Annotated in this window: 14 protein-coding genes; 13 read left to right on the top strand and 1 reads right to left on the bottom strand. The window is 69.4% G+C overall.

Annotated elements, in window-relative coordinates:
- Positions 1 to 183 precede the first annotated feature (183 nt).
- The 11 genes from BJP62_RS13000 to BJP62_RS13050 are packed head-to-tail and all read left to right on the top strand — an operon-like array spanning position 184 to position 12,029.
- Positions 184 to 1,047, top strand: coding sequence for an ExeA family protein (locus BJP62_RS13000; protein ID WP_070530212.1), 864 nt, complete (start codon positions 184 to 186; stop codon positions 1,045 to 1,047).
- On the top strand, positions 1,040 to 2,872 hold the full coding sequence (locus tag BJP62_RS13005) for a type II secretion system protein GspD (RefSeq protein WP_070530213.1): 1,833 nt from the start codon (positions 1,040 to 1,042) through the stop codon (positions 2,870 to 2,872). Before BJP62_RS13000 ends, BJP62_RS13005 begins: the two co-directional genes overlap by 8 nt.
- Entirely contained in the window at positions 2,869 to 3,981 is a 1,113-nt protein-coding gene (locus BJP62_RS13010; protein ID WP_145927205.1) for a lipopolysaccharide assembly protein LapB, read from the top strand. Before BJP62_RS13005 ends, BJP62_RS13010 begins: the two co-directional genes overlap by 4 nt.
- A complete protein-coding gene (locus BJP62_RS13015) occupies positions 3,978 to 5,684 on the top strand; it encodes a GspE/PulE family protein (protein WP_070530215.1) in 1,707 nt (568 codons plus the stop codon). The genes BJP62_RS13010 and BJP62_RS13015 overlap by 4 nt, the downstream gene beginning before the upstream one ends.
- Positions 5,684 to 6,880, top strand: coding sequence for a type II secretion system F family protein (locus BJP62_RS13020; RefSeq protein ID WP_083300912.1), 1,197 nt, complete (start codon positions 5,684 to 5,686; stop codon positions 6,878 to 6,880). Before BJP62_RS13015 ends, BJP62_RS13020 begins: the two co-directional genes overlap by 1 nt.
- Complete coding sequence (locus BJP62_RS13025) at positions 6,880 to 8,445, top strand: hypothetical protein (protein ID WP_070530217.1); 1,566 nt, start codon at positions 6,880 to 6,882, stop codon at positions 8,443 to 8,445. The genes BJP62_RS13020 and BJP62_RS13025 overlap by 1 nt, the downstream gene beginning before the upstream one ends.
- Entirely contained in the window at positions 8,442 to 9,014 is a 573-nt protein-coding gene (locus tag BJP62_RS13030) for a hypothetical protein (RefSeq protein WP_145927206.1), read from the top strand. Before BJP62_RS13025 ends, BJP62_RS13030 begins: the two co-directional genes overlap by 4 nt.
- On the top strand, positions 9,011 to 9,292 hold the full coding sequence (locus BJP62_RS13035; RefSeq protein WP_070530220.1) for a hypothetical protein: 282 nt from the start codon (positions 9,011 to 9,013) through the stop codon (positions 9,290 to 9,292). The genes BJP62_RS13030 and BJP62_RS13035 overlap by 4 nt, the downstream gene beginning before the upstream one ends.
- Before the next feature lies 1 nt (position 9,293).
- Complete coding sequence (locus tag BJP62_RS13040; protein ID WP_070530221.1) at positions 9,294 to 10,679, top strand: hypothetical protein; 1,386 nt, start codon at positions 9,294 to 9,296, stop codon at positions 10,677 to 10,679.
- Positions 10,648 to 11,373, top strand: coding sequence for a type II secretion system protein (locus tag BJP62_RS13045; RefSeq protein WP_070530223.1), 726 nt, complete (start codon positions 10,648 to 10,650; stop codon positions 11,371 to 11,373). Before BJP62_RS13040 ends, BJP62_RS13045 begins: the two co-directional genes overlap by 32 nt.
- A 47-nt stretch (positions 11,374 to 11,420) precedes the next feature.
- Positions 11,421 to 12,029, top strand: a complete 609-nt coding sequence (locus tag BJP62_RS13050; RefSeq protein ID WP_070530224.1) for a prepilin-type N-terminal cleavage/methylation domain-containing protein — start codon at positions 11,421 to 11,423, stop codon at positions 12,027 to 12,029.
- Between the two features lie 62 nt (positions 12,030 to 12,091).
- On the opposite strand, the gene hda is transcribed toward BJP62_RS13050, so the two are convergent.
- Positions 12,092 to 12,766, bottom strand: a complete 675-nt coding sequence (hda, locus tag BJP62_RS13055) for a DnaA regulatory inactivator Hda (RefSeq protein WP_070530226.1) — start codon at positions 12,764 to 12,766, stop codon at positions 12,092 to 12,094.
- Between the two features lie 212 nt (positions 12,767 to 12,978).
- Between hda and purM the strand changes: the two genes are divergently transcribed.
- Positions 12,979 to 14,016, top strand: a complete 1,038-nt coding sequence (purM, locus tag BJP62_RS13060; protein ID WP_070530227.1) for a phosphoribosylformylglycinamidine cyclo-ligase — start codon at positions 12,979 to 12,981, stop codon at positions 14,014 to 14,016.
- Between the two features lie 235 nt (positions 14,017 to 14,251).
- Positions 14,252 to 14,848 (top strand): phosphoribosylglycinamide formyltransferase, encoded by a 597-nt coding sequence (purN, locus tag BJP62_RS13065; protein WP_070530229.1) that lies wholly within the window; start codon positions 14,252 to 14,254, stop codon positions 14,846 to 14,848.
- Positions 14,849 to 14,851: the final 3 nt, after the last annotated feature.

Here is a 14,851-nt window from a genome sequence, read left to right on the forward strand (position 1 = left end):
ATTGGACAAGGTGGCTGACTAGACTGATGAGTACAGGGATTGGTCATTGTACGACGGCTGTCATGTTCAGGGCCATGACAAAGAACCGCCGATACAACACATACAGTGTAAGAAAACTTGGCAAATATTCACGTCCCGCCTAGTATCCGGCTGACAAAAATTTCGTGAATATTACCAATTGTCATGTATTTGCAACATTTCGGCCTCGATGCCCCGCCGTTCCGGATCACGCCGCACCCGGCGTTCTTCTTTGCCGGCGGGCGAAGGGGCGAAATGCTGGCGGCGCTGCGTTACGCGGTGCTGAACGGTGAAGGCCTGATCAAGGTAGTCGGCGAAGTCGGCAGCGGCAAGACGATGTTGTGCCGGATGCTGCTCGAGCGACTGGCGGGCGATGCCGACCTCGTCTTCATTCCGCATCCGCAGCTCGACCGCGACGAACTGCTCGAGGCGATCGCGGGCGAGCTGGGTCTGCCGCTCGAGCCGGGGCGGACCGGCTTGCGGGTGCAGGCGCTGCAACTGGCGCTGATCGAACGCTTTGCCCGGGGCCGGCGCGTCGTCGTCGTCGTCGATGAAGCGCATGCGATGCCGGTGCAGGGGCTGGAAACGATCCGGCTGCTGTCCAACCTCGATCACGGCCACGACAAGCTGCTGCAGATCGTGCTGTTCGGTCAGCCCGAGCTCGATTCCCGACTGCAGGGTTACGAGTTGAGACAGCTTTCCGAGCGCATCACCCATGCGTTTGCGCTGGGCCCGTTCGGGCGCGACGAGCTGTCGGCGTATCTGGAGTTCCGCTTGCGCGCGGCCGGCTATCGCGGCCCGCAGCCGTTCTCGCCGGCGGCGCTGCGGCGGATTGCCGGCGCCGCCGGCGGCCTGGCCCGGCGCGCCAACATCCTGGCCGACAAGGCCTTGCTGGCGGCGTTTGCCGACGGCGAGCACGCGGTCCGCGGCCGGCATGCCCGGGCTGCGGTGGCCGATTGCGCCTACCGCCGGCCGCGGTACTGGCAGCGCCTCGGCGCGCTGTTCGCCGGCAGGTGGTCCCGTGCTTGATCCGCGCCCGTTCTGGCCGCTGTTTGCGGCCTTGCTGGGCGGCTGCGCCGGCAATGCGGGGCTGACGATCCCGCCCGCCCGGCATCTGGCCGCGGCCAGCGCGCCGGCTGCGGCGATTCCGCCGACGGTCAACGGCCTGCCGCCGCTCCCCAGGCCGCGCCCGGCGCCCAGAACCGAGACATTCAGCGTCGTCGTGCACAGGCTGCCGCTCGCCGAGCTGCTGTTCGCGCTCGGCCGCGATGCCAGGGTCAACGTCGACGTACATCCGGACGCCGCCGGCGTGATCACGCTGAACGCGATCAACCAGACACTGCCGCAGATCATGGACCGCGTTGCGCGCCAGGCCGATATCCGCTGGACGCTTGCCGACGGCGTGCTGACGGTGATGCCGGATGCGCCGTACCTGAAGACGTATTCGCTCGACTATATGAATGTGTCGCGCAACGTGAAGTCGGCGGTGAACGTGCTCAATTCGGTATCGAGCGTTGGCAGCAGCGGCTCCGCCAGTGGCGGCGCGGCGCCGGCGCCGTCGAGTGCCGGCGATTACGGCAACACATCGAGTACGCAGCTGGAAATGGCTTCCGAGCACCAGTTCTGGCGCCGGCTGGAAAACAACCTGAAGGTGATGCTGGGCATCACCGACGGTGCGTCGCCCAGTGTCGCGCAGCAGGCCGCCGCGCAGGTGGCGATGGCGTCGCCGGTCACGCCGCAAACCGTGCAGCAGCTGGCGCAGATCGAGAAAACGCTGGCGCAGGCCGGCAAGGCGCAGGCCGAGACCGGTGCGCTGCTGGCAAGGACGGTGCCCGTGGCGCCGCCGCCGGCCCCGGTGGCCAACCAGGTGATCGTGCATCCGGAAACCGGCACGATCACCGTGCGTGCCGCGCACAAGGACCAGCTGCGCGTGGCTGAGATGCTCGCAGCGGTGCAGGCGAGCGCATCGCGGCAGGTGCTGATCGAGGCGACGATCGTCGAGGTTGCGCTGTCGAACGAATACCAGGCCGGCGTCGACTGGAGCCGGATCGCGACCAATGGCGTCAATTTCGCGGTGCAGAACATCGGTGCCGCGCTGGCGCAGGCGCCGTTCACCGCGGTGTCGTACAGCAATCCGAACCACGGCTTCGACGTGACCGTGAAGATGCTCGAGCAGTTCGGCCGCACGCGTGTGCTGTCGAGCCCGAAGATCATCGCGCTGAACAACCAGACCGCGCTGATGAAGGTTGTCGAGGAGCAGGTCTACTTCACCATCACGCAGCAGACCAACCAGAACGACAGCCAGACCGTGACCAACCTGACCAGCACGCTCAATACCGTACCGGTGGGGCTGGTGATGCAGGTGACGCCGCAGATCGCCGAGGACAGCACGATTTCGCTCAACGTGCGGCCGACGATCACCAATATCAGCGGTTATGTTGCCGACCCGGCGGTGGCCCTGCTGGCGGCGCAGGCCAGGGTCAGCCTGCAGAGCCTGGTGCCGGTGCTGCAGGTGCGCGAGTTCGATTCGACGCTGAAGGTGCCGAGCGGGCAGATCGCCGTGCTCGGCGGGCTGATCCAGGACCTGCTCGACACCCACCGTTCGGGCGTGCCCGGTGTCTCGCGCGTTCCGCTTGCCGGCGATCTGTTCAGCTTTCGCGACGACAAGGTGCGCAAGATCGAACTCGTCGTTTTCCTGCGGCCGATGGTGGTCCGCAACGCGAGCGTCGACGGCGATCTGTCCGGACTCAAGGGCTATCTGCCCGGCGCCGACTTCTTCGACAAGCCGCAGGATCAGGACCTCTCCGCCTTTCAGGGCGGGCTGACCGCGTCGCCGAACAGGGGCACGCGGTGAGCTTGTTGCTGCAGGCGCTCAAGCGCGCCGACGCGCAGAAGCGCGGGCTCGACCTGCCGGCCGACGCGCCGATGGCGCTGGCGCTGGAGCAGGTCGCCGAGGCTCCGGCCGAAGCGGCCGAGGCGCTGCCCCCGCTCGCCGAGCCGGTCGCGCCGGTCGAACCGGCAGCGGTGAAGGCGCCGGCCGGTGACGCCGCGCATGCGCGGATCCTCCTTGCTGCGGCCGCCCGGCCGCAGCGGCCCTACCACCTGTGGCTGGCACTGGCCGTTGCGCTGCTCGCGGCGGCCGTCTGGGTCTGGTACGCCACCCGGCCGCTGCCGGTGACCGAGGTCGCGGCGCCGGCTGCACTGCCTGCCGAAGCCGAGCCGGTACGGCCCGCCGTGGTCGCGTCGACGCCGGCCGCCACCCTGCCGACGCCGCAGCCTTCCGGCGTTGCAGCGGCTGCCGTGGAGACGGCCGTCGAGAAAGCCGGTCGGGACGACCGGACCGAGCCGCAGCAGGCGCTGCCGGCGGAGCGTGTCGAGGTGCGCCGCAGCGAGGCGGCCGAACGCGTTCCGGTCGCGGTCGAGGCCGGCTTCGATGCCTACCAGCAGGGCCGGCTCGACCTTGCCGAGCAGCACTACCGGCTGGCCGAACGGCAGGATCCGCGTTCGCGCGACGCCTTGCTCGGCCTTGCCGCAACGCTGGCGCGGCAGGGCAAGACGGCCGCGGCGACCGACGTGTACCGCCGGCTGGGCCAGCTCTACCCGGAGGACGCGGCCGTATCGGCGGGGCTGGCTGCGCTGCGGCAGGGCGACGAGCGCCAGCGCGCGACGCTGAGGCAGCAGGCCGACGGTGGTGACGGCGATGCCGCCTTCGTGCTCGGCAACGGCCTCGCGGCCGAAGGGCGCTGGGCCGAGGCGCAGGCCGCGTACTTCCAGGCATTCACCCGCTCGCCGACGTCGGCCGATTACGCCTACAACCTGGCGATCAGCCTCGACCGGCTGCAGCAGGCGCAACTGGCCGCCGATTATTACCGGCGTGCGCTGGCGCTGGCCGCCGACCGGCCGGGCCGCTTCGATCCGGCGGCGGTGCGCGCGCGGCTCGACGGGCTGGGGGGGGCGCAATGAACGCGCCGCACCGGCTGCCGCTCGGCGAACAGCTCGTTCGTCAGGGCCTGCTCAGCGACGATCAGTTGCGCATCGGCCTGATTGAGCAGCGCCGCAGCAACCTGCCGCTCGGGCAGATCCTGGTCCGGCTCGGTTTCGTGTCGGAGGCGATCCTGCGCGATGCGCTGTCGGTAAGCCTCGGGCAGGACAGTGTCGATCTGGCGCACACGATCGCCGACCCGCGCGCGGTCGCGCTGATCGCCAAGGACGTGGCCAAGCGCCTGCAACTGCTGCCGATCGCGCTCGACACCGAGACGGCGACGCTGACGGTGGCGATGGTCCAGCCGAACAATCTGGTCGCGCTCGACCAGCTGCGGCTGCAGCTCGGCAACCGCTACGCCATCGTCACGCAGCTTGCGGCCGAGTCGCAGCTCAACCATGCGATCGACCAGTACTACGGTTTCGAGCTGTCGATCGACGGCATCCTGCACGAGATCGAGACCGGCGAGATCGACGAGCGCGGCCTGCAGTCGCAGGGCGCCGAATACAACCAGCCGGTGGTGCGGCTGATCGACGCGCTGCTGGCCGACGCGGTGTCGCGCGGCGCGTCGGACCTCCATTTCGAGCCCGAGCAGAGCTTCGTGCGCATCCGCTACCGGATCGACGGCGTGCTGCGGCAGATCCGCGCGCTGCATCGGACCTACTGGCCGGCGATGGTCGTGCGGCTCAAGGTGATGGCGAAGATGAACCTCGCCGAGACGCGCGCGCCGCAGGACGGGCGGATTTCGCTGACGCTCGCGGGCCGGCCGCTCGATTTCCGCGTCGCCAGCCAGCCGACGACCTGGGGCGAGAACGTCGTGCTGCGCATCCTCGACCGGCAGAAAGGGCTCGTGCCGCTCGACGCGCTCGGCCTGACCGACGCCAACCTGCAGTTGCTGCAGCTGATGATCGCCCGGCCGGAAGGGCTGATCCTCGTCACCGGCCCGACCGGCAGCGGCAAGACGACGACACTGTATTCGGTGCTCAAGCACCTGAGTTCCGAAGCGATCAACGTGATGACGCTCGAGGACCCGGTCGAGTATCCGCTGCCGCTGGTCCGGCAGACCTCGCTGAACGAAGCGGTGAAGATGGATTTCGCCGACGGCATCCGCTCGCTGATGCGCCAGGACCCCGACGTGATCCTGGTCGGCGAAATCCGCGACCACGACACCGCCGAGATGGCCTTGCGCGCGGCGATGACCGGCCACCAGGTCTACTCGACCCTGCACACCAATTCGGCGCTCGGCGCCTTGCCCCGCCTGCTCGACATCGGCGTGCTGCCCGACATCCTTGCCGGCAACCTGATCGGCGTGGTCGCGCAGCGGCTGGTGCGCAAGCTGTGCCGCCACTGCCGCGAGGCCTACGTGGCCGACGACTTCGAGCTGCGGCTGCTCGGCGCGGAAGCGGCCGACGCGCCGGTCACGCTGTACAGGGCTGCCGGCTGCGGCCATTGCGACCATCAGGGCTACCGGGGCCGGATGTCGGTGATGGAAATCCTCAAGTTCAACGACGAACTCGATGAACTCGTCGCCCGCCGTGCGAGCCTGCGCGAGCTGCGCGCCGCCGTCGCGGCGACCGGTTTCGTGCCGCTGATCGACGACGCGTGCCGGCGCGTGCGCGACGGTTCGACGACGCTCGACGAGGTCTCGCGCGTCGTCGACATGACCGCGCGGGCGGCAGGCTGATGCAGTTCCGCTATCGTGCTGTCGACGGCGACGGCCGAATCCGCCGGGGGACGATGGACGCCGCCAACGCCGCCGACCTCGAGCTGCGGCTCAAGCGGCTGGCGCTGGCGCTGATCAGCGCCCGGCCCGCGCGTGCCTTGCCCGGCCTGCTGGCCGGCCGGATCGGCCGGCGCGAGCTGGTCTCGTTCTGCTTTCACCTCGAGCAGACCAGCCGGGCCGGCGTGCCGCTGATCGAAGGCTTGGTCGACCTGCGCGACAGCGTCGAGCATCCGCGGTTTCGCATGGTCATCGCGCAACTGGTCGAAGAGATCGAGGGCGGCAGGCTGTTCTCGCAGGCGCTGGCGCTGCACCCGGCCGTCTTCAATCCGCTCTTCGTCAGTCTGGTCCGCGCCGGAGAGGCCAGCGGCCAGCTGGTGACGGTGCTGGCGAACCTGGCCGAATCGCTCAAATGGCAGGACGAACTGGCCGCACAGGCAAAGAAAGTCCTGTCCTACCCGGTGTTCGTCGCCGTCGTCGTCGTCGCGGTGATCGCCTTCCTCCTAAGTTACCTCGTGCCGCAGCTGGTCGAGTTCATGCGTTCGATCAACCAGGACCTGTCGTTCAACACCCGCTTGCTGATCGCGCTGTCGGAGCTGCTGGTCGGCTACGGTGCGTGGCTGCTGCTGTTGCCGCCGGTACTGTGGGCCGGCGTGCTGCTCTGGGCGCGGCGTAACCCGGCGCTGGCGTTGCGGCTCGATGCGCTCAAGCTGGCCGCTCCCTTTGTCGGCGGCACGCTGAAGAAGCTGTCGCTGGCGCGCTTTGCCGACCAGTTCGGGCTGCTGTACTCGGCCGGGCTGCCGATTCTCGACGCGCTTGCGATCTGCGAAAGCGTCGTAGGTAACCGGGCGATCGCCGCTGCGCTGGCCCGCGTGCGGGTGCAGATCGGCCAGGGCGGCGGCATTGCCGCCAGCTTCGAGCGCGAGCAGCTGTTCCCGCCGCTGGTGCTGCGCATGCTCAAGGTCGGCGAGCAGACCGGCGGCCTCGATACCGGCATGCGCAACGTCGCCTATTTCTTCCACCGCGACGTGCGCGAGGCGATCGCGCGAATCCAGGGGCTGATCGAACCGACCATGACCGTCGTGCTCGGCCTGCTGCTGCTGTGGGTGATGTCGGCGGTGCTCGGGCCGATTTTCGACACCATAGGCAGGTTGCGCTGATGTGGCCCGGTCTGGCCCCCGACGGCCTGATCGTGCTGTCGCCACGCGGCCTTGCGGTCGGCGCGCTGGCTGCCGGAGCGTGGGTCGCCGATGCGCACTTCGCCTCCGATGCGGCGGGGCTGGCCGACTTTGCCGCCTATTGCCGTCACCGGGGCTACCGGCGCTTCCGCATTCTGGTTCCCGGTGGCGACGAGGCGTTCAGTTTCGACACGCTGCCGCCGCTCGGCCGCCGCGATCGCCGGGCGCTGATGCAGCGCCGGCTCGATCAGGCGTACCGCGGCATGCCGTACCGCTACGCCCGGCTGCTCGCCGACGGCACGCTGGTGCTGTCGGCGCTGACGCAGCGGGCGCCGCTCGACGCCGTGGTCCAGACCCTGCTCGATGCGCGCTGCGCCGTTGCCGGCATCCACGCGACGTCGGCGCTGATCGAAGCGATGCTGTTCCGGATCGGTGCCGTCCACGGGCCGACGCTGCTGCTGTCGCCGCTGGCCGACGCCGGCATCCAGCAGGCGTGGCTGACCGCGGCGGGCCTGCGCTTCACCCGGCTGAGCCAGGGGCAGGCGTCCTTTGCCGGACTGCCGGCCGAGGCGCTGGCGCCGGTGCTGGCCGACGAAGTCCGTCTGACCTTGCAGTATCTGACGAGCGAACGCGTGCTGCAGCGCGGCAGCACGGTGACCGTGCTCCTGCTCGACGACGGCAGCCGCGTCGCCGCGCTGGCCGGCCTGCTGCAACGGCAACTGGCCGAATCGGGCGAAGGGGTGCACGTCGTGCCGCTGTCCGGGCCTGGCGGTTCGTCCGGGCCCGATCTGCCGGCGCTGCTGGCCGGCGAGATCGGCCGCGGCCGCTGGCCGGCGCACTATGCGGCCGCCGACGTGCGCCGTTTCGAAACGCTCCGCCGCGCCGGTCTGGCGCTGCGCGCCGCCGGCGGGTTGGTGCTGGCCGCGTCGCTGCTGTGGTCGGCGTCAGTCTGGCACGGCGTGCGCGAACTCGAGGCGCGGACCGTGGCCGAACAGGCCGCGCTGCGGTCGCTGCAGCGCGAGTCGCAGCGCGTCAGCGACGCACTGCTCAAACGCGATGTCGGCGATCCGGTCGCGCTGCGCGCGGTCGATGCGCTCTATCGCGGCACCATGGCGTCGTGGCCGAGCGCCGAGGCCAGTGCGCGCCGGCTCAGCAGGGTGATGGCGGCGTATCCGGGCTTGCGGATCGACGCGCTCGAATGGGACGTGGCGCTGCCGGCCGCGCCGCCGGATGAAGCGGCGACCGACGCCGAGCCGTCGACCGGCGGCGTGGCGTCGCAGGGGGCGAGCCCGGCCGCGCCGAACACCCGGGTGCAGACGCTTTCGCTGGCAGGGCAGGTACAAGCGCCGGCGGATTATCGCCAGGCGCTGGCGCGCGTCGACGCGCTGGTCAGGCGCTTGCGTGCCGAGCCGGGGCTGAGCGTCGACGTGGTCACGCTGCCGCTCGACGTCCGGTCGCATGCGACGCTGCAGGGGCGCCCGGCGGAGGCGGCCGAGGCGATGCACTTCGCGCTGAAGCTGACGCTGGCCGACGGTGCGCTGCAATGAGCCGTCGTTCCGATTGGCGCTTGCTGCGAGCCGAGCTGTGCGTGCTGGCGCTGCTGCTCGTGCTCGGCATTGCGCTTGTCGTCGTCGTCGCCCGCAGCCGGGATGCGGCAACGACGGCATTCGAGCAGGTGCGCGCCGCCAGGGGCGCAGCGCAGGCCAGGGTCGGCGAGGCCCGGGCCCAGCTCGATCATCTGGCCGGCCACCAGCGCGACTACCAGATGCTGCGCCGCCGCGGCGTGATCGGCGGCGAGCACCGGCTCGAGTGGGTCGAGTACCTCGACGCCGAAGCACGCCGCCACCGCGGACTGGACTACCGGATCGGCGCACGCGCGGCGGTGGCCGGCGTGGCGGCGCGAGACGGGCTGCAACTCTACGCCAGCAGGCTGGACGTCCGTTTCGCGGCAGGCGACGAGACCGCGTGGTCGGCGTTCAATGCCGGCCTGCGCAGGCTGCCCGGCTGGCCGGTCGAAAGCCGCTGCCGGATCGGACGCGGTGACGCGGGCCTGGAGATCGATTGCAGCTACGACTGGCTGAGCATCGACCGGGCCGAATCCGGGGTGGCGGAATGAGGCTGCATCACGCCGTCTGCGCGTGGCTGATCGCCGGCGCGGCCATCGCCGACGACGGCTGGGGCACGTTGTTCACCTCGCCGGCCGAGCGCCGTGGCGATGCGGCACAGCAGGCTTCGGCGGCCGCGGTCCGCTTCGACGGCGAGGTCCGCGGCCCGCGCGGCGCGATCCGCTGGGTCGACGGTGTTGCGCGCCGCGATGCACCGGCCGGGCTCAAGCCGGGGCAGCGGCGGGTCGACGGCAAGGTGCGCGATGCCTATCAAGCGGACGAACGCTGAGATGCGGTCCGCGGAGCAAGGCCTGGCGATGGCGCTGTTCCTGCTCGTGCTGATCGCGGCGACGCTGGCATCGGCCAGCGCGTTAATCCGGCTGCATGCCGGGCGCCGCGATGCGGTGAGCATGCGGGTGCTGGCCGACGCGAAGCGCCAGTTGATCTCGATGGCGGTCGCGCAGCAGCCGGTCGGCATCGGCAACAACAACCGGCCGGGCTCGCTGCCGTGTCCCGACCGGAACGCGCCGGCTTCGGCGGACGCCGGCCGTGCCGGACTGGGCGGAACGGTAACGTGTCCGTCGAACGCGGCGCGGCTCGGCCGGCTGCCGTCGGCAACGCTGTCGCAACCGGCGCTGCGCGATGGCAGCGGCGAGCCCTTGTGGTACGCGCTGGTACGCGGCCTCGACAATCAGGACGACACGCCGCTCAACGACGATTTCGTCCCCGAGAACGGTGCGCCGTGGTTCGGTGTCTGGGCCAGCGCCGGCCGCGATGCACTGTCGGCCGATGCCGACCCGGTGGTCGCGGTGCTGATCGCACCGGGGCCGCCGCTGCCGGGGCAAGTGCGGGGCAGCGATGCGCAACAGCGCAATCCGGCCAACTACCTCGAAACCGCGGCCACCGCCTACGGGCGTTTTTCCAATAGCGATCCCGGCCGGGCGCGCTTTCTCGACGGCCCGCTGGAGGGCGCGCTGAACGACCGCGTCCTGCCGATCCGGCGTAGCGAGATCATGGGGCCGGTGGCGCGCCGCGCCGCGCACGAGTACCAGCAGCTGCTGGCGCTCTGGGCGGCCTCGACCGGCAGCTGGCCGAACCCGGCCGACCCTGCCGATCCGGGCTGCACGCAGAGCGGCGGCGGCTTCGATCAGCTCGGGTGCCGGCCGGATGCGGCGCGCTGCCGCGGCCGTTTGCCGAAAACGGCGGCGCTGACCGGCGATCTCGATCGTAGCGCCTACCGGCCGGCCGGCATCGGTGCCGCGGCATGGTCGGCGCGCCTCAAGGCCTACGACTGGCTGTACCGGAACCGCTGGGAACAGCAGTTCCACTATGCCGTCGGAACCGCGGCGCTGCGTGATGCGCCGCTGCCGGGCTGCGCAGCGACGCCGGCGGTGCATGGCGTGGGCCTGCCACCCGGTGCGACGCTCCTGGGCGTGATGATCGGCGCCGGCCCGGTGCAGTCCGGGCAGCGGCGTACCAGCGCCGCCGACAAGGCCGCGCTGGCCAACTACCTCGAGCCGTCCGGCCCGGCCGTCGGCGTCGATCCGGCGCTCAACCGCCAGGCCTGGGATGCCCCGCCGGCCCGGCCCGACGAATACACCCGCCCCGGCGGTAACGACAGCCTCCATCTGCTGGTGAGAAGCAATGAAACGACGCACTGGATTCACGCTGATTGAACTGGCCGTGGTGCTGGCCGCGATCGGCCTGCTGATGGCCGGCGCCCTGCATGCGACGCGCTCGCTCGACGACGCGCAGCGCGTCCGCGACACCCGCGCCCAGCTCGGCGAGATCCGCGAGGCGCTGCTGGGCTTCGTCGTGCGGGTGGGGCGCCTGCCTTGTCCGGCCAGCCCGGCTGAGGCCGGCGCAGCGGTCGGCACCGAAGACCGCGCCGCTGGCGGCGCCTGCAACCGCCTGCAGGGGCTGCTGCCGTGGGCAACGCTGGGGCTTGGCCGGGCCGATGCGTTCGGCCGGCCGTTCAGCTACCGGGTCACCGGCTGGTACGCCGACACCAGCCCGGACACGACGGCTTCCTCTCCCGGAGACAAATGCAATGGCGCACCACCGCCGGCCGGCGTGTCGTTCGCGATGTGCTCGCTGGGCGACATCGTCGTGCGGCCGGAGGCCGGTTCGGCTGCGGAACTGGCGCGCGACATTGCCGCGGTCGTCGTCTCGCACGGCCGCAACGGCCCCGGCCCCCTGGAGCCGGGCGGCAACGGTGACGAGGCAGGGAACACCGGTGACGACGCCGAATTTGTCAGCCGGGATCGCGTCGACGGCCCGGGTGGCGCCGTGGTCTACGACGACCTGACCGACTGGCTCGCGCCGACCACGGTGCTCAGCCGCATGCTGGCGGCCGGCCGGCTGCCGTGATGCAAAACCGATTCAAACCAAGCAGTGAACAACCAAGGAGAGAAGCAATGAAGCAACGTGGTTTTACCCTGGTCGAGCTGGCGATCGTACTGGTGATCGTCGGCCTGATCCTCGGGCTGGCGTTCAAGGGGCGCGACCTGATCGACGGCGCGCGGGTCAAGAGCGCGCAGGCCAGTGCCAACAAGATTCAGGCGGCAGTCAATATTTTCTTCGAGCGCTACCAGTTTTATCCGGGCGACGGCTGCCCGGCAGGTGTGGCGCAGCCCGCGCAATGCAATGGGGCACGTAACGGGCTGATCAACGGGGCTGATGAGATTGCGGCGTTCTGGACCCTGCTGATCAACACGGCCATCCTGACCAACGCCGAGCGCACCACGCCGTTCGGTACGCAGTGGGGCGTTGCAGCCGGCGCGAACGGTGTCGGCGGGACCACGACCAATATCAGTTACCTGACCTCGGGACCGGCGACCAATACGGCGGCTACAGATATCCGTTATGTCTGCGCACTGGATAGCCAGTACGACGACGGCGTGCCGAACGCTGGCAATATCCGCAGCTCGGCCGCGGTCGGCGTGGCGGTCAATCAGTATCAGGCCAATGCAGATTGCTGGAGCAAGACCGGTCAGGTGGGGCTGAGTATCCGGATCCTGCCTTGATCCCAGGTGTTGCATGCCCGGAAACCCGCCACATGGCGGGTTTCTGCTTCAGGCGCGGCAGGTCAGTCGTTGCCGGCATCGGCACCGCCAAGCACCTCGCGCAGCAGCGGCAGCGTCACCGGCCGGCGCAGCGACAGCGCGTAGCGGTTGGCGCGGCCGATCAGCGCCTGCAGGTCGGTGAGGTCGCGGCTGGCGTGCTGCAGCAGATAGTCGCACGCCTCGTCGGCGAGCTCGAAGCCCAGCTGGTGCGCCAGCTGCTGCAGCACCGCCGCCTTGTTGCGGTCCGACAGCCCCTTGAGCTGGTAGACGAGGCCCCAGCCGAGCCGGGTCGTCAGGTCGTCGCGCAGGTCGAGCAGCATCGGCGGCAGCGGGCCGGCCGCGAGCAGCCGGCCGCTGCCTTCGCGCAGCGTGTTGTAGTGGTCGAAAAGGCGGATCTGCTGCTCGAAGTCGAGCGCCTCGACGTTGTCGACGATCAGCGCCGCATCGGCGGCGATCTCGGTCGGCAGCGCGCCGTGCCGGGCGTCGACGCGGATCGCGTCGGCCAAGCGAGCGGCCGCGGCGTCGAGCAGATGGCTCTTGCCGACGCCGGAGCCGCCCCACAGGTAGAGGAAGCGCACGTCGTCGCTGCCGGCCAGCCAGTCGCCGAGCATGAACAGCAGTTCGGCGTTGTCGCCGGGGACAAAGCCGGCGAAACCCGCGGGCTGCGGGAGCATCAGGTCGAGAACAAGCTGCTTCATCGGCAAATCGGGGCGGACGCACGGGCGCGCACGGCCGTGGTGGCAGCGTGCGGGGAACTCGGGACAGGGCAGGTGGCCGGTGGCGCGGTGCGCCGGCGGGCGGACAGGCGTTTCATGGCAGGATGCGGTAAACTACCGCGTTTTCAGCAGCTTGCCGCCATTTTACCCGAGTTGGCGCGCTGCAGAACCCGAATTCCTTCACGAGGCCGTTCATGAGTTCCCAAAGCCTGAGCTACCGCGACGCGGGTGTCGATATCGACGCTGGCGATCAGCTGGTCGAAAACATCAAGCCGTTCGCCAAGCGCACGATGCGTCCCGAAGTGCTGTCCGGCATCGGCGGCTTCGGCGGGCTGATCGAAATCTCCAAGAAATTCAAGGAGCCGGTGCTCGTATCGGGTACCGACGGCGTCGGTACCAAGCTCAAGCTCGCGTTCGAGCTGAACCGCCACGACACCGTCGGCCAGGATCTGGTCGCGATGAGCGTCAACGACATCCTGGTCCAGGGCGCCGAGCCGCTGTTCTTCCTCGACTACTTCGCCTGCGGCAAGCTCGACGTCGACACCGCGACCGAAGTGATCCGCGGCATCGCCCACGGCTGCGAGCTGTCGGGCTGCGCGCTGATCGGCGGCGAAACCGCCGAAATGCCGGGCATGTACCCGGTCGGTGAGTACGATCTGGCCGGTTTTGCCGTCGGCGTGGTCGAAAAGAGCAAGATCATCACCGGCGACAGCATCGTCGCCGGCGACGTCGTGCTCGGCCTGGCGTCGAACGGCGCGCACTCGAACGGTTACTCGCTGGTGCGCAAGATCCTACATCTGACCGAGGCCGATTACGCCGCCGAGTTCGATGCCGGCAAGAGCCTCGCCGACGTGGTGATCGCGCCGACGCGCATTTATGTGAAGCCGATCCTGAAACTCCTCGAGTCGCTCACGGTCAAGGGAATGGCGCACATCACCGGCGGCGGCATCACCGAGAACGTGCCGCGCGTGCTGCCGACCAATGTCGTCGCGCAGATCGACGCCAAGAGCTGGACGCTGCCGAAGCTGTTCCAGTGGCTGCAGAAGGAAGGCAATGTCGAAGCGCAGGAAATGTACAAGACGTTCAACTGCGGCGTCGGCATGGTCGTGATCGTTTCGGCACAGGATGCGGCCGCTGCCAAGGCGCTGCTCGAAGCCGAGGGCGAAACCGTCTACACGCTGGGTGCGGTTCGCGCACGCAACGGTGACGAGCACCAGACCCAGGTCGCCTGAGAACTTATCCCGTTAGGCGGCTGCGCCTGCGCATTTTGACCTCGTCCGGTGCTCGGAATCCTCATGGACTGCATGTCCATTCCGGTTCCTGCGCTCCGGGCGAGGTCAAACTGTCTTGGCTCGCTCACCTATCGGGACAAGTTCCGAACAGGCGCAGGCCGGACCGGGCGAGGTGGCGACACCTCGCCCTTTGCTATTGAAAGCAAGAGATTGAAGTAGGCGCATTTTTGGAACCATGAAAAATATTGTCATCCTGATTTCGGGCCGCGGCTCGAACATGCAGGCCATCGCCGATGCACGGATTGCCGGCGCGCGCATCGCTGCGGTGATCTCGAACAAGGCCGACGCCGAGGGACTGGCGTGGGCGCGCGCGCGCGGCATCACGACCGCGTCGCTCAACCACAAGGACTTCGACGGCCGCGACGCCTTCGATGCGGCGCTGGCCGAACTGATCGACACCTTTGCGCCCGATCTGGTCATTCTCGCCGGCTTCATGCGCATCCTGACGCCGGGTTTTGTCGGCCATTATGAAAACCGGCTGATGAACATCCACCCCTCGCTGCTGCCCGCGTTCACCGGCCTGCATACGCACGAGCGCGCGATCGCCGAGGGCGTGAAGTTCGCCGGCTGCACGGTGCATTTCGTCACCGCCGAGCTCGACCACGGCCCGATCGTTGCGCAGGCCGTCGTCCCGGTCCATGACGCCGACGACGCGGCGGCACTGGCCGCACGCATCCTCGTCGAGGAACACCGGCTGTATCCGCAGGCGGTTGCCGACTTCGTCGCCGGCCGGCTGACGATCGCCGGCCAGCGCGTGCTGCGCCGGGACTGACAC

It is taken from the genome of Jeongeupia sp. USM3 (genome assembly GCF_001808185.1).
Lineage (GTDB): Bacteria > Pseudomonadota > Gammaproteobacteria > Burkholderiales > Chitinibacteraceae > Jeongeupia.